The sequence below is a fragment of the Brevibacterium sp. MGP-B1 genome (assembly GCF_057766545.1).
The window spans coordinates 1,766,307-1,785,999 of sequence record NZ_CM173407.1 but is presented as its reverse complement, the minus strand read 5'-3'; the positions used below and the strand labels follow the sequence as shown (position 1 = coordinate 1,785,999).

The following is a 19,693-nucleotide window of genomic DNA, read 5'->3' as shown; positions in this document are numbered from 1 at the left end:
CCTGGCCACCTCGGCGAATGAGGATATGACAACGGCCCTCGATCGTTGGTCGAGGGCCGTTGTGCGAATGGGCAGTGGGGGAGTGTCAGCGGACGGGGCCGGTGAACTTCTCTCCGGGGCCTTCGCCGGGGGCGTCGGGGTATTCCGAGGCTTCGCGGAAGGCCAGCTGCAGGCTGCGCAGTCCATCGCGCAGCGGGCGGGCATGGTGGTCGCCGATCACGGTGGCGGCGCCGGTGACGAAGCCGGCCAGTGCGGTGATGAGCTTGCGGGCCTCATCGAGGTCCTGGAGGTCGGCGCCGCGACCTTCGGCGGTGTCCTCGGCCAGGCCGCACTTGACGGCGGCGGCGGACATGAGGTGGACGGCGCTGGAGGTGATGACCTCGACAGCGGGGACCTCGGCGATGTCGCGCGTAACGTCGGCGATCGCCTCGGCGGGAACAGATTCTTCAGAACTCATGCCATAAGCTTGACATATAAATCAATGCGGCGATCACACCAGAGCCTCGATGTGCGAAGAGTCATGAAGCGTAGTACACTGGTAGCTGGTGCGAAGCGGAGTCTGTCTCCCACCTTGATCGCGAAGAGCGATCGGGTCCAAAGATCTGTCCGTCAGGCATAGTCTGATCGGGTCCAGATCGAGGTGTATTCACTGAACGTACGTCTACCGTACTGCTCGTGTGTGCAGGCTCCCTTGGCATGTGTCAACGGGAGCCTTTTTCGTTGTCACGACCACATTTGAGCAAAAGGAGTGAACACATCAGCGAGACGCGCATCAATGACCGGATTCGGGTTCCCGAGGTCCGGTTGGTCGGACCCAATGGTGAACAGGTCGGTATCGTTGCCATTCGCAAGGCACTCGATCTCGCCGGTGAAGCCGGCCTCGACCTCGTCGAGGTAGCCCCACAGGCGAAGCCACCCGTAGCCAAGCTCATGGACTACGGAAAATTCAAATATGAATCTGCCCAGAAAGCCAGAGAAGCCCGGAAGAACCAGGCGAACACTGCGCTGAAGGAGATCCGCTTCCGTCTCAAGATCGACGAACACGATTACGAGACGAAGAAGGGCCACGTCACCCGCTTCCTCGAAGGCGGCGACAAGGTCAAGGTCATGATCATGTTCCGCGGACGTGAGCAGTCCCGTCCCGAGATGGGCATCAAGCTGCTCAACCGCTTGGCCGAAGATGTGTCCGACCTCGGCTCCGTCGAATCCTCACCGCGAGTCGACGGACGCAACATGGTGATGGTCATCGCCCCGCACAAGTCAAAGTCTGACGCCAAGGCGGAGGCCCGGAAGGCATCGGCAGATGCCAAGGGCAAGTCCGCTGAGGTGAAGTCCCGTCGCGATCGGGTCGCTGCAGAGAAGAACGCAGCTCGCCCGGACGCGTGAGAAATTAAGTACGTCGCGTTCCAGGTCCGTCCTGGTCTGTGCGTGTGAAGTAGTTGCCGGCGGTTGACGCGGGCAACGAATTGCAAAGGAGAACGGCACTATGCCGAAGCAGAAGACGAACAGCAGCGCCAAGAAGCGTATGCGCGTGACTGGCAGTGGCAAGATCATGCGTGAAGGCGTGAACAACCAGCACAAGTTCGAGGGCAAGTCCTCGGCTCGTAAGCGCCGCGTGTCCACCGACCAGGAACTCACCGGCGGCGACCGCGCCATGGCCCGCAAGCTTCTGGGCAAGCTCAAGGGCAGGTGAGACCCCTTTCGGGTCTTTCTTTCCCGGACAGTCTCCGGGATCTCCCACGGGCAGTCGAAAGCGGCTCCCAGAGCTTGAACCAGAGTCCGGCACCGCCGGCAGATACGAACTTTCTAAAGGAGTAACACGTGGCACGTGTGAAGAGAGCGGTCAACGCTCACAAGAAGCGCCGGGTCATCCTCGACCGGGCAAGCGGCTACCGCGGACAGCGCTCGCGCCTGTACCGCAAGGCCAAAGAACAGGTCATCCACTCGCTGGTCTACAGCTACCGTGACCGTCGCAAGCGCAAGGGCGACTTCCGTCGTCTCTGGATCCAGCGCATCAACGCCGGCGCCCGCGCCAACGGTATGACCTACAACCGTTTCATCCAGGGCCTCAAGGCCGCTGGAGTCGAGGTCGACCGTCGCATGCTCGCCGAGCTCGCCGTGAACGACTCGGCCACCTTCGCGCACCTGGTCAAGGTCGCCAAGGAAGCTCTTCCTGCTGACGTCAACGCAGCGAAGACCGACGCCGCTTGAGCAGCGTTTTATCTAAACTCCGGTCACTTAAGTGACTGACCGATCGCTTCGGTGATCGACGACGGCCCCGAACTGCAGGTTCGGGGCCGTCGGTCTTTTGACCAGGATTCGCCTGGCTCTCAGCTCAGCTTCCGCCTCTTCAGCTCGCACCTTTTCCTCTTCAGCATTCAACGGATCGAGAACACGGTTTCATGAAACTCCCTGACGTCATCTCCTCACCTCAGTCGAAGCGGATCAAGAACGCCGCGAAGCTGCTCAAGCGCCGAGACCGCAAGGCCACGGGGCAGTTCCTCGTCGAGGGTCCGCAGGCCGTCCGTGAGGCACTGGCGCGCAAGGGCTCCGTTGTCGAGCTGTTCATCACCGAGGAGGCCGCTGAGGAGCACCCCGCGTTCGTCTCCGCGGCAAAGCACGGTCGCATGCAGTGCAGCATCGTCACCCCCGAGGTGCTCACCGAGCTCGCATCGACCGTGAACTCTCAGGGTGTCGTGGCCGTGTGCAACGCCCTCGATCTGGAACTGACCTCCGTGCTCGACAAGGACGCGCAGCTCGTCGTCGTCCTGTCACAGGTGCGCGACCCGGGCAACGCCGGCACGATCATTCGCCTGGCCGATGCCGCAGGGGCCGATGCCGTGGTGCTGACGTCGTCGTCGGTGGATGTCTACAACGACAAGGTCGTGCGGTCGACCGCCGGTTCGCTCTTCCACATTCCTGTTGTCACCGGAGTCGGCCTGTCCGAGGTGACAGAGCTGGCGCGGGCCCGTGGTCTGCAGGTGCTTGCCGCCGATGCCAACGACGAGGCGCACGATCTGCACCACCCGTGGGATACGGGGTTGGATCTGACCGCACGGACTGCGTGGGTCTTCGGCAATGAGGCGTGGGGGATGAGCGCCGAGGATCTGGAGCTGTGCGATTCGTCCGTGGCCGTGCCGATCTACGGTTCGGCCGAAAGCCTCAACCTCGGCACCGCCGCCGGCGTGTGCATCTACGAGAGTGCTCGCAACCAGCGGATGTGAGGCGATTTTCGCTTTTGCAAACTGGCGAACGCTGACGTCCGGGGTGACTTTGACCTTGCAATTTGCGGCCTATCTCTAAGTCAGTAGGTGAACGCAGCGTAGGTGATGACCTCGAGCAACCGTATAGTGGGTCATATGATTCAGGCTTTGCTCAAAGAGTCACTCGAACAGTTCGGGGTACCGAACTGGTTGTTGAACGAGTTACCCGTATTCCCAGATGACACATGTGGAGTAGTTCTCTATGGGAGTCGCGCTCGGAAAGATGAATTGCCTAGTTCTGATCTCGACCTATTGGCTCTAGCGGGGACTGCTCATCGTGCAATTCATTCAGGTAGCGTGAGTGTGAGCTTCTACACTCCAAAACAGCTCAGCACAGGGATCGGTACTCTATTTGGGGCACATTTGAGGCGGGATGGGCGCATTCTCTTTGACTCCGATGGGTCTCTTGAGAAAGCTTTGAAATCGATGGGTGCTGTAGATACGAAGCGACTCTTTCAGCGAGTTCGTAATATGTCGCAACTATTCACAACGCCTGAGTTTGACGTCCCGAACTATTTGCCTGGTCTCCTTCGAGAAGCTCGATATCTCTTGAGGAGTAGCTTATACGCAAAGGCGATTGAGGAGGGTCGCCCATGTTTTTCTGTGCGAGAGATCGCGCGTAGACATAAAGATCCGCGACTTAGTTCGCTTTTAGCTTCCCGCCACGACAGTGAGCCTAGTGTGGAGGACTACACAATGTGTGTTGAAAGATTGCCTCAATTAGTTGGGCCACTGATGTCGAGTAAACACGGCTCGCTTGAGGCCACGGTGGTGAACGAGTGGACCGCCAATTCAGACCTTCTATCTATGGCCTTTATGGCAATAGGCTCATTCGGTGGCGGCTCGGATTATGCTGAAGTTGAGAAGATATTGTTATGAGCAAACGAATCGCATTTATTGGGGATATACACGGCGACGTCGGTGCCCTGAATGACCTTCTCGTATCCCTCGACCGGGAGGGTGTCGGTGAGAAAGTATTTCTGGGCGATTATATAAACAAGGGATCGTCGTCTCGGGAAGTCATAGATACGCTACTAATATTAAACGAGGCTCCCGAAGTAACGTTGCTGTCAGGTAATCACGAGGTTGAATTACTTAACGCACTCGAATCTCGCAACTTGGGGCCGTTCTTGAAAATGGGCGGCGCCAGTACTATCCGATCTTATACAGAAGGTCCTGTATCCGCCGACGTGCTCTCTGACCTTGTTGAAAAGATTCCAAAGTCACATATTCACGGTTTAAAATCTATGGCTTCAAAATGGGAGTCGAGCGAGGTGATCGCCAGCCATGAGCCCATTCAAAATGCTCGTGGGAAGTTTTCAGTTTCGGCACACGTTCCGGTCGGATTGATGCCTAAAATAGACAATGAATCTGCTCATATAGATACTAGCTCTATTTCTGGTGGCAATTTGGGCCGATTGACTGCGTTCTTGTGGCCTGATCGCAGTGTCCTGCAGGTTGATAGGACTAGGATCTGACATTGCCTAATGGGCGGAACGATGTCTCACAACTGAAATTCGCGTCGAAGCGGCGATCTAAGAAGATTTCTACTCGGATGTGTAGTATACGTTCTTTAGGTGATTAATTTGCCAATGTGCTTTTTGCTCACCAAGTTCATTCCCTATCTCTTGGTTGATGCTTCGGGACGATTTGAAGCAGGTCATCGCTTCGTCAATTTCGCCGGTATCGCGTAGGCATTGGCCGAGTACTAGCAGAGATATCGCAATTCCGGTCTTGTGGCCGGTCTGTCTATTTAAGCTGAGCGCCTGTCTCGCGACTTCTATACCGTCGTACGGTCTCTGTTGCCGCCTACGTAATTGCGCTATCGCAGTCCACGCGTTTGCATGAAGATCGGATGGAGTCGTCCGTCGTAAAGAGTCCTGCAAACTTTCTGCGTAGGTATTGGCACCGTCAAGATCTTCGAGCTTGACGCTGAGCCTGAGGAGATTTAATAGTGATTGAGCTATGTCAACGTTTCGACCGGAGTCTGTACGGAGACGGAACGCTTCGTCGAAATCTGCTTTCGCCTCTTCGAGTCGTCCAACGCGGTGATTTGCAAGTCCTCTTTGATCGTAGATTCGGGCTCGGAGTTCTAGCAACTCTTGGCCTTGTCCGTCGAGTCCACCGAGGATGATCCCAAGGCGATTAATTGCTTCTAAATCTGATCCCTGCTTGCGTAATAGTTCCGCTTCTGTGGTAAAAACATCTCCAACCAGTTCTGAATTTAGTTGGATAGAATCATTAAGCACTTGAGAAATTGCGACGGCCACGGTGTCTAGAGCTTCTGTGAACTGGCCTCGTCTTCCGAGCGCTCGAGCGTAAGTTATGTGTTCCCGCGGGCCCCCTATTTCCGTTGCCAACTTCAATTTCTGAATCCCGGCCTCTACTTGTCCAAGGCTTATCAATAGCTCACCATTGGCTCGGTTTTGAGCTGCGCCTATGACGTCTTTGCCTGATCGTGGAACAAGTCCTATCCATTTTACTGTCTTCTGGCCGGACGTTTGCTGCCAATCCCGGAGTCTTTCAGTCAATTTCGTATCTAGATCGCCCTCTATGACGTCGTATAGCAGTGCGTGTTGATTTTGGATCTGAGACTTTAGGGCGAGAACTTCTTCGCTTGGCGAGTGCGCTGATACAAAGCCGACCCAAATGTCCTGAAGGGGTCTATCCTTCGTACCCAACGCCAGTAGCCCGGTAAAGAGTTCCTCTTCAGTTCCCGAAGTGTAGCCAAGTGGTCCACCTGGTTCGCTGCCCCACGCTTCCTTAAAGAGAACGACCATGAAGTCGACATTTCCTATGAGTTGATTGATTTCTTCTTGGGGACGGTTTGCTGTTCCTCGAGTACGTTCCCAACCGACAACCTCAAAGGGGCGATCGTCCCGATTGCGCAATAATGAGTTGTATCGTTCGACGGTTGCCTTGACACTATCGCGCTCTGCAGTGAGATCCGACGGGGAAGCTAGGAAGATTCTGAGTGGAAGTTCGTTGCTCATACATTGAGTCTATTGGGTAAGTTCAGCTGATACTCGGCCGATCTGATCTGAAGGCGGTGCTGTCGCAGATTTTCCTTCAGTGAGCTGGAGCTGGCGTGCTGAAGTTGACCTGGCCGCACCAGTTGGGGCGGGGTTAAGACGGAAAATGTATCTGTTCGTGCTCTTTCGCGGCGGCGGCAGTGGTCATGTTTCCACGTGTGATTTGCTGATTGGAAGCACCTGGTCTAGGCCGTAATAGCAGGAGCTGATGTCGCTTGGATCGGCTTTTGGAGTGGTTTACGCGGTGGGGCAGATCGATTGATGATATGAAAATTTGCGCACTCCATTCTTGATGGTTGGTTTTGCCCTAGAAGACTAGGGTTCTGAGAATGTGCATTCTGTACCGACGTGGGCGGGCTTGTGGTGGCTGATTTTCTGCGCCATCAGCTAGTTGTACGGAAGCGGTATTCGGTAGCACCTGTGTAATGAAGTGGTGGGTAACCTCGTTACATCGTGGACACTGAACCTCACCACTTCACGGACAACCGGTCTCAGAGACCACTTCGTTCCACGTCCGCTACTGAATGCCGCTTCCCCACAGTTAGTTACTTTAACGAGGCGCAGCTCGTCGTCGTCCTGTCGCAGGTGTGCGACCCGGGCAATGCCGGCACCATCATCCGCCTCGCCGATGCCGCGGGTGCGGATGCTGTGGTGCTGACGTCGTCGGTCGATGTCTACAACGACAAAGTGGTACGGTCGACCGCCGGTTCGCTCTTCCACATTCCTGTTGTCACCGGAGTCGGCCTGTCCGAGGTGACAGAGCTGGCGCGGGCCCGTGGTCTGCAGGTGCTTGCCGCCGATGCCAACGACGAGGCGCACGATCTGCACCACCCGTGGGATACAGGGTTGGATCTGACCGCACGGACTGCGTGGGTCTTCGGCAATGAGGCGTGGGGGATGAGCGCCGAGGATCTGGAGCTGTGCGATTCGTCCGTGGCCGTGCCGATCTGCGGTTCGGCCGAAAGCCTCAACCTCGGCACCGCCGCCGGCGTGTGCATCTACGAGAGTGCGCGCAACCAGCGGATGTGAGGACTAGCCGGTCCCTAACTGGTCCCAGCGGCCCAAGCCGTCTGCTCATTGGCGACGAGTTCCCAGATGTATCCGTCGAGGTCAGCGAAGTAGCCCATGTACGATCCATCGACGTCCTGGCCTCCATCGGCTGATCCGCCAGCGGCGACAGCACGGTCGAGCACCTCGTCGATCTCGGCTCGGGTGGCGAACGCACAGGAGATGATGCTGGCGCCCGGGACAGGGTTCTTCGAGCCGGGCCGGCCCGAGAGTTCGAGGTACTGGCCGTATTCGTCTGCGGTGATGAAGAAGATCGACAGATTGGGCAGTTCGAAGGCGACGATGCCGTCTTCCACTCCGTCGGTTTCGAGTCCGAGTCCATCGGCGTAGAAGTTCGCTGTGGCCTGCGGGTCGGCGACGGGCAATGACAGGATCGTTGTCAGTGGCTTCATGCCTGCAGTCTAGTGGTGACGAACACGGTTGGGCAGGGGCCGCCGTGTCACCAGCAGCAGTTAAGGTGGGCGCATGGTGACTTCAGCCCCACGCCCACCGAAGCTCAACCTCGGCGATCTGGTTGGGGGTTACCTCGGCGATATCGGTCCAGAGGAATTCCTCGAAGGCATGGAGTTCACCGACCTCAACCTCGCCGAGGCGGACGCCACCCAAGCAACGTTCCTCGACTGCCGATGGTCAAACGTCAATTTTGGTGATGCCGTGGCTCCGATCGCCCTCAACGGAGCCAGGATCTCCGGTACGGAGATCACGGACTGCCGCGCCGACACCTGGAGCATGCCCCGGGGAAGCCTGCTGCACACCGAGATCTCCGGAACCCGGATCGGGGCCGGCGTCGTCTATGACAGTGTGTGGGAGAAGGTGCGATTCATCAATTGCCGGATCTCCTACCTCAACCTGCGTGAGTCGAGGCTCACCGACGTCGAGTTCCGCGACTGCAAGATCGACGAGATCGACCTCGACCGTGCGAAGGTCAGCCGGGTCGCATTTCCGGGAAGCAGCGTAGGAGTCTTCCAATGCGAAGGCGCCACTCTCGGCAATTTCGATATCCGGGGACTGGAACCGCACAGAATCTCTGGTGTGCACTCATTGCGTGGAGCGACCATCGACGATACCCAGCTCATGCTCTTCGCCGACCTCTTCGCCTCCGAACTCGGCATCTCCGTCGAATGAGAGTGCGCCGCCTAGCGGAGAGGCAGGCTCTCTGACCAGGTGAGAGACCCATTGCGCAGATCACACTTCGGTGAAAGACTCACAGCATCGCGGCATTCGCCCGCAGCGAGTCCGCGTTCTCATTTTCGAATCGACGGAGGATGCGCAAGATGGCCAAGGAGATTTTCGTTTCACTCGGTATCGACATCGATGCGGTGTCAGGCTGGCTCGGTTCCTACGGTGGGGAAGACTCACCCTCGGACATTCAGCGGGGCATCTTCGCCGGCAAAATCGGAGTTCCCCGGCTCTTGAAGATGCTCAAACGCCGCGACCTCAAGGCAAGCTGGTTCATCCCCGGTCATTCGCTCGAGACCTTCCCTGACCAATGCAAGATGGTGCACGACGACGGACATGAGATCGGCGCCCACGGCTATAGCCACGAGAATCCCGTCGCAATGACGAACCGTCAGGAAGACATCGTCATGGAGAAGTCCGTCGAGCTCATCACGAACCTCACCGGCAGCCAGCCGCGTGGTTACGTCGCCCCATGGTGGGAGCTGAGCGCATACACGCCTGAGCTGCTGAAGAAGTTCGGTTTCGAATACGACCACAGCCAGAGCCATAAGGATTTCGTGCCTTATTACTCCATCGCCGGCGACGAATGGACGCCGATCGACTATTCTCAGTCGCCTGAAACGTGGATGAAGCCGCTTAAACACGGTCAGGAGATCGACCTCGTCGAGATCGCCGCGAACTGGTACGTTGACGACTTGCCGCCGATGCTGTTCGTGAAGAGCAGCCCGAACAGCCACGGCTTCGTCAATCCGCGCGATATCGAGACCCTGTGGCGCGACCAGTTCGATTGGGTCTACCGCGAACTCGACTATGCGATCTTCCCGATCACGATCCACCCGGACGTGTCCGGCCGTCCGCAGGTGCTGCTCATGCTCGAACGGCTGCTGGACTACATCGGCGGACACGACGGAGTGAAGATCGTGACAATGGGCGAAATCGCCGACGACTTCCGCGCTCGCTACCCGTTTGAGTCGCCTGAACGTCCACCGGCATACTGATAAAGCGAAATGTCGAACGCGCCAATCGCATGGATAGAGAGTCTGACTGGCTCTATTAGTATCTCCACCTAAGGTTCGTCGAATGGTAGGCGACTGGTCGGTTAGTGGCATCGTTCCATCCCAAACTGAATTTGCAAATGGAACTTTCGACGAGCTCACCGCCGCGTTTCTTGATTTGATGAATCTTCTTGTCGGTCGCCGCCATACAATTTCCCTTGGGGCCCGGAACTGAGGTCCCCCAATAATAGGTAGGTGCAGCTGCTGCCGGAGCAGCGATGAGCAGAGACGCTGAAGTGGCGAGGGCAACCATCGTCGCCGAAATCTTCTTTGGCATGCGATTCGGCATGTTTCCTCCTGCATAATTGCTGTTTTCGGTGGGCCACTTTCACTCTAGGAAATGACGAAGTGGGGCGGATGGGTCCGACGTTCCTGATCTGTAGCAAGGGTGTCAGACCAGTTACTCAGGCCGGCATGCCGACTCGCTGTGGGCACAATGACAACTCAAACGCACGCAATGCGCGAACAACCAATGCAGTGATATAGACGTACAGAGCCCCTGCCGAGATCGCGTCGGCAGGGGCTCTGTACTTGTCTCAGGCCTTATTTCACTGTGAGTGAGTCGAGCACCTCACCGCTTGCCCAACTCGTCGATGAGCACGCGCTTGTTCTCCGAGTAGTCGATCGGCACGACTACGACGTGCACTCCTCCGGACTCGAACGCATCCTCCAGGGCATCGCTGATGCTGTCGACATCATCGACGCGGGTGCCGGTGGCCCCATACGACTCCGCGTACTTGACGAAGTCGGGGTTGCCGTAGGTCAGCCCGAAGTCGGGGAACCCGTCCGCGGCCTGCTTCCAGCGGATCATGCCGTAGGCGTTGTCCTCGAGGATGACCACGACGAGGTCCAGCCCGAGCCTGACAGCGGTCTCCATCTCCTGGCTGTTCATCATGAACCCGCCGTCGCCGACCACGGCCATGACCCGACGCTCCGGGTAGGTCAGCTTCGCCCCGATAGCCGACGGCAGCCCAGCGCCCATCGTCGCCAGAGCATTGTCGAGCAGCAGTGTATTCGCCCGGGTCGTGCGGTAGTTACGGGCGAACCAGATCTTGTACATTCCGTTGTCCAGGGCCACGATCCCATCGGTCGGCACGACATCGCGGACCTCCTGGACGATGCGCTGCGGGATGAACCGATCCTCATCGGCTCCCTCGTGGATCTTGATGAGGATCTCATCGCGCATCGGCAGGAGCGCCTCGGCGGTGGGCACGGGACCACCGAGCGCCTCGGCGAGCTTGTCCAAGGACGGACCCAGGTCACCGATGACCTCGAACTGCGGGAAATACACCTGCTCGACGATCGCAGGACGGTACCCGATGTGCACGACGGTCGGCCCGTCCTCATCCATCGTGAACGGCGGCTTCTCCGTCGTATCGTGACCGATGGTGACGATGACATCGGCGGCATCGATCGCGTCGTGGACGTAGTCACCGGACGTCAGCGCCGCCGTGCCCATGTACAGATCCGACGCCCCTGTCACCGAGCCTTTGCCCATCTGCGTGGTGACATAGGGGATGCGCATCTCGGCGACGAAACGCGACAGCGCCTCACTGCAGGAAGCACGGGAGGCATCCGCACCGAGCATGAGCAGCGGGTTCTTCGCCTCTTTGATGACGTTCGCGGCGTTCGCAATCGCCGTATCCCCGGCGACGGGCCGAGTGTTCGTATGTGGTTCGATGAGCTCGAATCCGTCGACCGGCATCCCGGCGATGTCCTCGGGCAGCTCAAGGTGCACCGGTCCCGGACGCTCGGCCTGAGCGGCGCGGAACGCCTCCCTGACCATCGTCGGGATCATCGCCGCCGAGGTGATCTGCTTGCTCACCTTCGTCAGCGGATCCATCGTCGCGACCGTATTGACCATCTGGAACGCCGCCTGCTCGGCCGTGCGGATGCCCTTCTGGCCGGTGATCATGATGACCGGCATCCCGCCGAGGTGGGCGTACGCAGCCCCGGTCGCCAGGTTGAGTGCCCCCGGCCCCAAGGTCGTGAGCACCACACCGGGCTTGCCCGTCAGCCGGCCGTAGGTGGCTGCCATGAACGCGGCTGCCTGCTCGTGGCGGGTGAGGATGAGTTCGATCGATGAGTTCCGCAGGGAGTCGACGAAGTCGAGGTTCTCCTCACCGGGAATGCCGAAGATCCGCTCGACGCCCTCGTTCTCCAGGGCTCTGACCATGACATCTGATGCACGTTGTGTCGTCATGTGCCCGACCCTACGCTTCTCACGATTCGATCCCAATGATCCAGAACACACCCTCGCACCCAGGTGAGATCCCACCCGCACCGAGGCCGCCCACCTGACCAGCGGACGTACGCAACCGTGGGGCCGCCTCGGCGAAGGGAACGCCCACCGAGGTGGCCCACCCACCCAGCGGACGCCGCCCCAGGCCCCGGCAGGGGAGACGATAGACTGGCACGCGAAGAAGAATGACGTCCCCACAGCTACGGGCAAGTACGGACAAAAGGACATTGATGACAGACCAACTCGACCCCTTGGACGAGTCGGCCGTGAAGCAGGCCGTCGACGCGGCACTCAAGGCTTTCGCGGATGCGACGACTCTCGACGAGCTCAAGCAGGCGAAGATCGACCACACCGGCGACAAAGCCCCGCTGGCGCTCGCCAACCGAGCCATCGGCTCACTGGAGAAGGCCGATAAGGCCGCCGCCGGCAAGATCGTCGGCAAGTCCAGGGGACAGGTCAAGCAGGCCCACGACGCGCGCCTGGCCGAGCTCGAAGCCGAACGCGATGCGGCCGTGCTCATCGAAGAGGCCATCGACGTCACCCTGCCCACCGATCGTCGCCGCCTCGGCGCCCGCCACCCGCTGAGCCTCATCCAGGAACAGGCCGCGGACTACTTCGTCGGCCTCGGCTGGGAGGTCGCCGAAGGCCCCGAGATCGAATCCGAGTGGCTGAACTTCGATGCGCTCAACTTCGGCCCCGACCATCCGGCCCGCCAGATGCAGGACACGTTCTTCGTCGACCCTGCCGATGCCGGCCTCGTCCTGCGCACCCACACCTCACCGGTGCAGTCTCGCTCCCTGCTGCAGCGCGGCGTTCCGCTCTACGTCGTGTGCCCGGGCAAGACCTTCCGCACCGATGAGCTCGACGCCACCCACACCCCGGTCTTCCACCAGATCGAAGGCATCGCCATCGACAAGGGCCTGACCATGGCCAACCTGCAGGGCACCCTCGACGGCTTCGCCCGCGAAATGTTCGGCCCGGAGTCGAAGACCCGCCTGCGCCCGAGCTTCTTCCCCTTCACCGAACCGAGCGCCGAGATGGACTTCTGGTTCCCCAACAAGGTCGGCGGCCCCGGCTGGATCGAATGGGGCGGCTGCGGAATGGTCCACCCCAACGTGCTGCGCGCCGCCGGCATCGACCCCGACGTCTACCAGGGCTTCGCCTTCGGCATGGGCATCGAGCGCACCCTGATGCTGCGCGAGGGAATCAACGATATGCACGACATGGTCGAAGGCGATGTGCGCTTCTCGGCCCGTTTCGGAATGAAGGCTTGATATGCGCGTCCCACTGAACTGGCTGGCCGACTATGTCGATCTCCCAGCCGAGACCGATCCCCATGCCCTCGCCGCCGAATTCGCGGCCGTCGGTCTCGAGGAAGAAGACTTCTTCGGACCCGAGATCACCGGCCCCCTCGTCGTTGGACGGGTGCTCGAACTCGTCAAGGAAGAGCACTCGAACGGCAAGACCGTCAACTGGTGCCGCGTCGACGTCGGCCCCGAACACAACGAGGACCTCGACGACCCGAAGGACCCGCAGCCCGGACCCGAGGTGCCCAGCCGCGGCATCATCTGCGGTGCGCACAACTTCGTGCCCGGCGACCTCATCGTCGCCTGCCTGCCCGGAGCCGTCCTGCCCGGCGACTTCGCCATCGCCGCGCGCAAGACCTACGGTCACAAGTCCGACGGCATGATCTGCTCGGCCAAGGAGCTCGGCCTCGGCGAGGATCACTCCGGCATCATCGTCCTTTCCGACCTTGGGCTGACCGGTGAGCCCGGCGACGACGCGATCAAGCTGCTCGGCCTCGACCAGGTCACCCTCGACGTCAACGTCACCCCCGACCGCGGCTACCAGCTGTCGATGCGCGGCATCGGACGCGAATACGCGCAGATGAAGGGGCAGACCTTCGCCGATATCGGATCCGCCGAGGTGGCCCCCACCAACGCGGCCACCGACGATGGTTTCCCGGTATCGATCGAGGACAACAACCCCATCAACGAGGTGGCCGGCTGTGACCAGTTCACGGCCCTTCAGGTCACCGGGCTGGATCCTCAGGCGACAACCCCGTTCTGGATGCAGCGTCGTCTGCAACAGGCGGGAATGCGTCCGATCAGCCTGACCGTGGACGTCACGAACTACGTCATGCTCGAACTCGGCCAGCCTCTGCATGCCTACGACACTTCGCTGCTCGGCGACGAGATCGTCGTGCGCCGTGCGAGTGCGGGGGAGAAATTCACGACTCTCGACGATGTCGAGCGCAAGCTCGATCCCGAGGATCTGCTCATCACCGACCGCGGCGCTGGTGCGACTGGCAAGGGCGGGAAGATCATCGGTCTGGCCGGCGTCATGGGCGGCGCCGACGTCGAGGTCAACGACCAGACGACCGACGTCGTCATCGAGGCCGCTCACTTCGATCCGATCTCGATTGCCCGCACCTCGCGTCGCCACAAGCTGTCCTCGGAGGCCTCGCGTCGTTTCGAACGCGGAGTCGACCCGAAACTCGCTCCCGTGGCGGCCCGACGTTGCGCGGATCTGCTCGTCGAACTCGGCGGCGGCACGCTCAGCCCTGCCACCACCCAGGTCGGACAGGCTCCCGAGCCGATGGTGCTCGACCTCAAGGTCGCCCGTGTGGCCTCGCTGGTCGGCATCGATTACTCGATCGACGAGGTGACCTCACTTCTTGAGGGCATCGGCGCAACCGTAACGGCCAAGGACGAGGAGACGGTGTCCGTGACCGTGCCCAGCTGGCGCACGGACATCACCGATGACGTCGACCTCATCGAGGAAGTCGCCCGCACCGGCGGCTACGACCGCATCCCCTCCGTTCAGCCCGCCGCTCGGGCCGGCAACGGACTGACTGTCGCGCAGAAGACGCGCCGTCGGATCTCGAACCTGTTGGCTGCCGACGGGTTCACCGAGGTGCTGTCCTACCCGTTCACGAACGACAAGCGCGATGACCAGCTGCGGCTCGAGGCCGATGACCTGCGCCGCAAGCACGTGCGTCTGGCCAATCCGATGTCCGAAGACCTGCCGCTCATGCGCACCAACCTGCTCTCGACGCTCGTCGACCTCGTGGTTCGCAACCAGGGCCGCGGGGCGAAGGACGTCGCACTGTTCGAGGCCGGGCTTGTGTCCACCTCGGCGGGCCTGCCTGAGGGGCCCGGACCGCGTCACCTGCCCGGATACCACCCGAGCGATGACGAGCTGGAAAAGATCTACGCTTCGGTGCCGCACCAGCCCTACCACTACGCGGGCATCATCTCCGGGAATGCGGAGATGCCCGGTGTTTGGGGCAAGGGCCGCAAGGCCGAGGCCGCCGACGTCATCGACACCGTCCGCCGGATTGCGGAAACGAACGGACTCGAGGTCACCGTCGAGGCCGATCAGATCGCTCCGTGGCATCCGGGACGGGCGGCGAAGTTCGTCCTCGCCGACGGGCAGACTCTCGGCCATGCCGGTGAGCTGCACCCGAAGGTGTGCGAGAACCTCGGACTGCCGGCCAGGACCGTCGGCTTCGAGATCGACCTCGACGCACTGCTGGCCCAGGAGGACCTGCGTGCCTGGGACGGTGCGCTGTCGACCTATCCGGTGTCGCGTCAGGATGTGGCGCTCATCGTCGATGACGAGCTGCCGACTCAGTCTCTGGCCGCGACGCTGCGCGAAGGTGCGGGGGACGAGCTCGAACTGCTCGAGACCTTCGACCTCTACACCGGCGACCAGCTGCCCGAGGGCAAGAAGTCTCTGGCGTTCAGGTTGACCTTCCGCGCCCCGGATCGCACGCTCAAGGCCGATGAGGCGTCGGCGATGCGTGAGGCAGCAACGGCATTGGCTGCCGAACGTCATGGCGCCGAAGTCCGCAGCTGAGAACAGTGCGTAACAGAGCCCGGTCGACCGTTAGAGTGGTTCGACCGGGTTCTTTCGTATCCGACCAACACCCGCATCCGACGAACACCGAGGAGTTCCGACCATGTCCGAGAAGCTGCCCTACGGAACCAATATGCCGACGACCGACGGAGCACCCGAGACGACCGCGGTCCCGTCCGAGACGATCGCGCTCATCACCGGCGGCGCCCGCGGAATCGGGCGCCATCTGTCGGAAGCATTCGCGAAGGCTGGTTACGACGTGATCGTGACGGCAACTTCGGCGGAGAAAGCGGAAGCTGCGGCTGATGAGATCGCTGAGGCAGCTGAGGCAGCCGAGGGAGCGGTGACCGGTGTCGGCCTGCGCACTGATGACATTACTGCGGTGAACCAGCTGCGTGACTCTGTCGCCGAGCTCGAGAAGTCGACGGGGAAGCATCTGCAGGTGCTCATCAACAATGCCGGGCGGATTGAGTCGACCGAGGGTCCGCTGTGGGACGCCGACCCGGAGAGCCTCAAGGGGGTTATCGAGGCAAACGTGCTCGGGGTGGCTCTCATGGTCAACGTCTTCGCGCCGGTGCTGATGGCGGGTGCCGAGGCGACCGGCCGTCCCAGCCGCATCATCGACCTCAACTCCGGATCGGGGGCGAAGGGCACGCCTGCGTATGCCGTGTACTCGGCCTCCAAGGCATCACTGTTCCGCATCGCCGATTCGGTCGTTCACTTCGGTCACGAGAAGGGTCTGCGGATCTTCGAGATGGCACCCGGTGTCGTCGAGACCGCGATGACGAAATCGATGCCTGTTCACGATTTCCGTCAGGGAGATGATTGGACCTCACCCGGTCAGGTCACCGACCTGGCCTTAGCCCTGGCATCGGGGACCTTAGACGGGTTCACTGGCAGGTACGTTCGTGCGGGTGCGGATTCGGAAGAATCGCTTCTCGCCGAGGCGGCCGGTGGGCTGTCGGATTCGACCCGCCGGATGGTGCTTGGCTAGCTTGAATGCCAAGTCCACTTGCGGTGGGACGAACAAAGTGAATTAAACTGCACACTCCGAAAATCGACTAGTTGCGGCCCCCGGAGAGTATCCGGGGGCCGCGAAAGTAGGTTGTTCTATTTGAGCGCACCCCTCAAACCCACAACACGTTCCACGATAAGCACAGCTCCAAGAGCCAGCAGGATAAGCAGGAACGAAAGAGCGGCAACCAAGGGATCAGCTCGGAATTCAACGTAACGGAACATTTCGACTGGTAGCGTGACTCTTCCAGAAGAAGCGACGAACAGCGAAATGACTGCCTCGTCGAAAGAGATGATGAATGCCATCACGGCTCCCGCGAGTACACCAGGCATGATGATGGGGAGTGTTACCCGTCGAAACACTGTTATGGGACCAGCTCCCAGTACTCGGGCAGCTTCTTCGCAGGAAGTGTCCGCAGTCTGCAGATTGATCAACGTAGTGCGCACCACATAAGGGACTGTCACTGCAAAATGTGCAATGGCGATACCAAGATAGGTCCCGGTCAGGAACAACGGAGATAAAACCAATAGCAGTGCGAGTCCGAGAACAACTGTCGGAACCATGAGCGGCGCCAGGAACAAACCTGAAAGTGCGGCACGGCCCGGAAACTCGAATCGGTCAATGACAAATGCGACGGAAACGCCGATTAAGAGATCAACTATTGCAATGATCACACCAACGATCAAACTGACTTTGAACCCGTCCATCAGTGGACCGTTGCTGAACAGCTCGCCATACCACCGAAGCGAAAATCCCTCAAGCGGAAGGTTCAAAGACGATCCTGAATTGAACGAGAGGATTGCGATTATGAACAGCGGTGACAGCAAAAAGAGATACAGAATAATAAGTAGTAATTTATGGCAAATATTGAAAACCACGCGGCTGTTTAACGGCCGCTTTTGCGGTGAAGCCATTTGAATAGTGTTAGACATTTATGAACCCAACTTCTTGGTGAGGCTTTGGTATACGCTCACAAGAACTCCGAAGAGTATCAGCAAGATGACAGCCAGAGAAGCGGCCAGAGGCCAGTTCAGTGTTTGAGTTGCCTCATCGTAGATCTCTGTAGCTAAGACGTGAACTCGTCCTCCGCCAAGCAGGTGTGGTGTCACAAAAGAGCTAATGGTCAGAACGAAAACCAACAGGAAGCCCGTGAACACCCCAGGCAGGCTGAGGGGCAACGTTATTCTCCAGAACCTAACCAACGGGCTTGCTCCCAGGACACCAGCGGCAAGCTCAAGCTCAGTGCTAACTCGACTGAAACCAGAAACCATTCCAAGCAAGGCGTAAGGCATCAGAACTTCGACCAGTGCCACCACGGTGCCTGTGAAATTGTTGGACATCTGCAGCGGTGTATCAATGAGCCCAATTTTCAGCAGAGCTGAATTCACTGCCCCTTCGTTTCCGAGGAGGGCAATCCATCCGAATGTTCGCGCGATTTGTGAAGTAAGGAGAGGGCCGATCGCTAGCGCGAATAGGAAACCTTTCCATTTACTTGTCGTTTTAGTGAGGAATAACGCGATGGGGTAGCTCAGAATTATCGTGATGACGCTGACTACAATACCGAGTTTGAGGGTGTTGAGAATGATTTCCCAATAATAGGGGTCACCTACTGCTTGGATATAGGTTTCCAGACTCCACGCGGAGATAAGCGTGGTGCCTGGGCCCGTTTCATTGAATGACATTCTGACCAGAACGATCAGAGGAATAATGAAGCTGATCAGGATTGCAACAAGAGCAGGTATCAGCAACCACAGAGGTATAAACCGTCTCCGGAATGTTCGATTTGCATTCTTCAGTTGTTGAGGCGGTCGTTCTTGTACCGCGACTGAGTTAGACACTTGACTCGTCACCTCGCGGTATCAGATAGGTCTGTTCTGGCCGCCACGAAATGGACACCGCGTCGCCAACACGTGGTAGCCAGGTCTCGGTCGTTGGAACCTCAGCAGTCAGGGTTTCGCCGGCAACGTCCAGTTCGAGCATGAGCATATCGCCGGTGTACCCGCGGAGCTTAACGCTGCCACGAACTGAATGGTGGCCGGGCGATCCAGTGCGAGCGTCCTCCGGTCCGATAGTCAGTCGATGGGGCCGAATCAGCAGTTTGTTTCTGCCTGGGCTTAGCGCAGCAGGGCCGACTGACTTTCCTGTTCCTATCAACGGTGAAGAGTACTCGTATGTCGATTCGTTGTTGATCGTAGAAGACCCGGCTGTTACTTCGACCTCTAGCAGGTTGGCGCGGCCTACGAACGAAGCTACGAATTCTGATTCTGGTCGTTCGTACACCTCATATGGAGTTCCGAATTGCTCAACTACGCCGTTATACATGATCGCGATGCGGTCAGCCATGTAGAGCGCCTCATCTTGGTCATGTGTGACGAACAGGGTCGTGATTCGAAGTTCTTCCTGGATGCGTTTGATTTCCGTACGCATTGTGTCGCGAAGCTTGGCATCCAGATTCGAAAGTGGCTCGTCAAGTAGGAGCAGAGTCGGTTCGACGACCAACGCTCGTGCAAGGGCGATGCGTTGTTGCTGACCGCCTGAGAGCGCTTGAACCTTTCTCCGGCCTAAGTGCCCGAGTTCGACCATGTCTAAGGCTGTTTGAATTCGCCGGTTACGTTCGCTCTTTTCAACATTGCGCATTTCAAGGCCGAAGCCGACATTTTGCGCGACTGTCATGTGAGGGAACAATGCATATGATTGGAACACCATCCCCATCTGGCGCTTGTGAACAGGCACGTGGGTGATGTCATTGTCGTTGACTCGTATGCGCCCACTAGTAGGTTCCAACAAGCCGGCAATCATTCGCAGCGTAGTCGTCTTGCCGCAACCGGACGGTCCAAGAAATGCAACGAAATCGCCTGGATCTACCCGAAGGCTCAGATCTGCTACTGCCGGTGAGCTCTCTGCTCCGTAGGTCTTACGAAGATTTTCTACTTGCAATGCGCCGGATTTTGGCGCCGGAGTGTCAGTCATGACTGCCC

At 59.2% G+C, this 19,693-nt stretch carries 17 protein-coding genes and 1 pseudogene; 11 read left to right on the top strand and 7 right to left on the bottom strand.

Translation table 11 applies throughout. From position 1 onward, the window contains the following. Positions 1-85: 85 nt before the first annotated feature. On the bottom strand, positions 86-457 hold the full coding sequence (locus tag AC3CD9_RS08135; protein WP_039206663.1) for a DUF1844 domain-containing protein: 372 nt from the start codon (positions 455-457) through the stop codon (positions 86-88). Between the two features lie 278 nt (positions 458-735). Here AC3CD9_RS08135 and infC point away from each other — a divergent pair, with 278 nt between their 5' ends. The 5 genes from infC (at position 736) to AC3CD9_RS08110 (ending at position 4,741) form a co-directional block, all read left to right on the top strand. After that, positions 736-1,386: a translation initiation factor IF-3 gene (gene infC / locus AC3CD9_RS08130; RefSeq protein ID WP_229664191.1), complete on the top strand. Its 651-nt coding sequence runs from the start codon at positions 736-738 to the stop codon at positions 1,384-1,386. A gap of 100 nt (positions 1,387-1,486) precedes the next feature. Beyond that, positions 1,487-1,693, top strand: a complete 207-nt coding sequence (rpmI, locus tag AC3CD9_RS08125) for a 50S ribosomal protein L35 (RefSeq protein WP_039206667.1) — start codon at positions 1,487-1,489, stop codon at positions 1,691-1,693. Between the two features lie 128 nt (positions 1,694-1,821). After that, on the top strand, positions 1,822-2,211 hold the full coding sequence (gene rplT / locus AC3CD9_RS08120; RefSeq protein WP_039206669.1) for a 50S ribosomal protein L20: 390 nt from the start codon (positions 1,822-1,824) through the stop codon (positions 2,209-2,211). A 191-nt stretch (positions 2,212-2,402) separates the two neighbouring features. After that, complete coding sequence (locus AC3CD9_RS08115; RefSeq protein ID WP_488367164.1) at positions 2,403-3,224, top strand: TrmH family RNA methyltransferase; 822 nt, start codon at positions 2,403-2,405, stop codon at positions 3,222-3,224. Positions 3,225-4,138: 914 nt separating this feature from the next. Then, the gene (locus AC3CD9_RS08110; protein WP_488367163.1) at positions 4,139-4,741 is read left to right on the top strand and encodes a metallophosphoesterase; all 603 of its coding nucleotides are present in this window, start codon (positions 4,139-4,141) and stop codon (positions 4,739-4,741) included. Positions 4,742-4,810: 69 nt separating this feature from the next. Here the strand turns inward: AC3CD9_RS08110 and AC3CD9_RS08105 are convergent, their stop codons facing one another. Continuing rightward, positions 4,811-6,256: a tetratricopeptide repeat protein gene (locus tag AC3CD9_RS08105; RefSeq protein WP_488367162.1), complete on the bottom strand. Its 1,446-nt coding sequence runs from the start codon at positions 6,254-6,256 to the stop codon at positions 4,811-4,813. A 594-nt stretch (positions 6,257-6,850) separates the two neighbouring features. On the opposite strand from AC3CD9_RS08105, the pseudogene AC3CD9_RS08100 reads away from it, so the two are divergent. Beyond that, positions 6,851-7,324 (top strand): annotated as a pseudogene (locus tag AC3CD9_RS08100) (TrmH family RNA methyltransferase); the annotation flags it as partial. Between the two features lie 14 nt (positions 7,325-7,338). Here the strand turns inward: AC3CD9_RS08100 and AC3CD9_RS08095 are convergent. After that, a complete protein-coding gene (locus tag AC3CD9_RS08095; protein WP_488367160.1) occupies positions 7,339-7,755 on the bottom strand; it encodes a VOC family protein in 417 nt (138 codons plus the stop codon). Positions 7,756-7,828: 73 nt separating this feature from the next. On the opposite strand from AC3CD9_RS08095, the gene AC3CD9_RS08090 reads away from it, so the two are divergent. Together AC3CD9_RS08090 and AC3CD9_RS08085 are read left to right on the top strand one after the other, a co-directional pair. Further along, the gene (locus tag AC3CD9_RS08090; RefSeq protein WP_488367159.1) at positions 7,829-8,488 is read left to right on the top strand and encodes a pentapeptide repeat-containing protein; all 660 of its coding nucleotides are present in this window, start codon (positions 7,829-7,831) and stop codon (positions 8,486-8,488) included. A 149-nt stretch (positions 8,489-8,637) separates the two neighbouring features. Continuing rightward, positions 8,638-9,540: a polysaccharide deacetylase family protein gene (locus tag AC3CD9_RS08085; RefSeq protein WP_488367158.1), complete on the top strand. Its 903-nt coding sequence runs from the start codon at positions 8,638-8,640 to the stop codon at positions 9,538-9,540. A gap of 628 nt (positions 9,541-10,168) precedes the next feature. Here AC3CD9_RS08085 and AC3CD9_RS08080 read toward each other — a convergent pair. Continuing rightward, positions 10,169-11,800, bottom strand: coding sequence for an acetolactate synthase large subunit (locus AC3CD9_RS08080; RefSeq protein WP_488367157.1), 1,632 nt, complete (start codon positions 11,798-11,800; stop codon positions 10,169-10,171). 269 nt (positions 11,801-12,069) lie between these two features. On the opposite strand from AC3CD9_RS08080, the gene pheS reads away from it, so the two are divergent. From pheS to AC3CD9_RS08065, 3 genes are all read left to right on the top strand, one after another. Further along, a complete protein-coding gene (gene pheS, locus AC3CD9_RS08075; protein WP_488367156.1) occupies positions 12,070-13,113 on the top strand; it encodes a phenylalanine--tRNA ligase subunit alpha in 1,044 nt (347 codons plus the stop codon). Position 13,114: 1 nt separating this feature from the next. Continuing rightward, positions 13,115-15,700, top strand: coding sequence for a phenylalanine--tRNA ligase subunit beta (gene pheT, locus AC3CD9_RS08070; protein WP_488367155.1), 2,586 nt, complete (start codon positions 13,115-13,117; stop codon positions 15,698-15,700). A gap of 103 nt (positions 15,701-15,803) precedes the next feature. Beyond that, a complete protein-coding gene (locus tag AC3CD9_RS08065) occupies positions 15,804-16,694 on the top strand; it encodes an SDR family oxidoreductase (protein WP_488367154.1) in 891 nt (296 codons plus the stop codon). 116 nt (positions 16,695-16,810) lie between these two features. Here the strand turns inward: AC3CD9_RS08065 and AC3CD9_RS08060 are convergent, their stop codons facing one another. Genes AC3CD9_RS08060 through AC3CD9_RS08050 form a run of 3 tightly spaced genes read right to left on the bottom strand, consistent with a single transcriptional unit; the run spans position 16,811 to position 19,685 of the window. After that, entirely contained in the window at positions 16,811-17,629 is an 819-nt protein-coding gene (locus AC3CD9_RS08060; RefSeq protein ID WP_488367153.1) for an ABC transporter permease, read from the bottom strand. 18 nt (positions 17,630-17,647) lie between these two features. Then, positions 17,648-18,553 carry an ABC transporter permease gene (locus AC3CD9_RS08055; protein ID WP_488367152.1) on the bottom strand — a complete coding sequence of 302 codons (906 nt, stop codon included), beginning with the start codon at positions 18,551-18,553 and terminating at the stop codon, positions 17,648-17,650. Continuing rightward, positions 18,546-19,685, bottom strand: coding sequence for an ABC transporter ATP-binding protein (locus AC3CD9_RS08050; RefSeq protein WP_488367151.1), 1,140 nt, complete (start codon positions 19,683-19,685; stop codon positions 18,546-18,548). The genes AC3CD9_RS08055 and AC3CD9_RS08050 overlap by 8 nt, the downstream gene beginning before the upstream one ends. Positions 19,686-19,693: the final 8 nt, after the last annotated feature.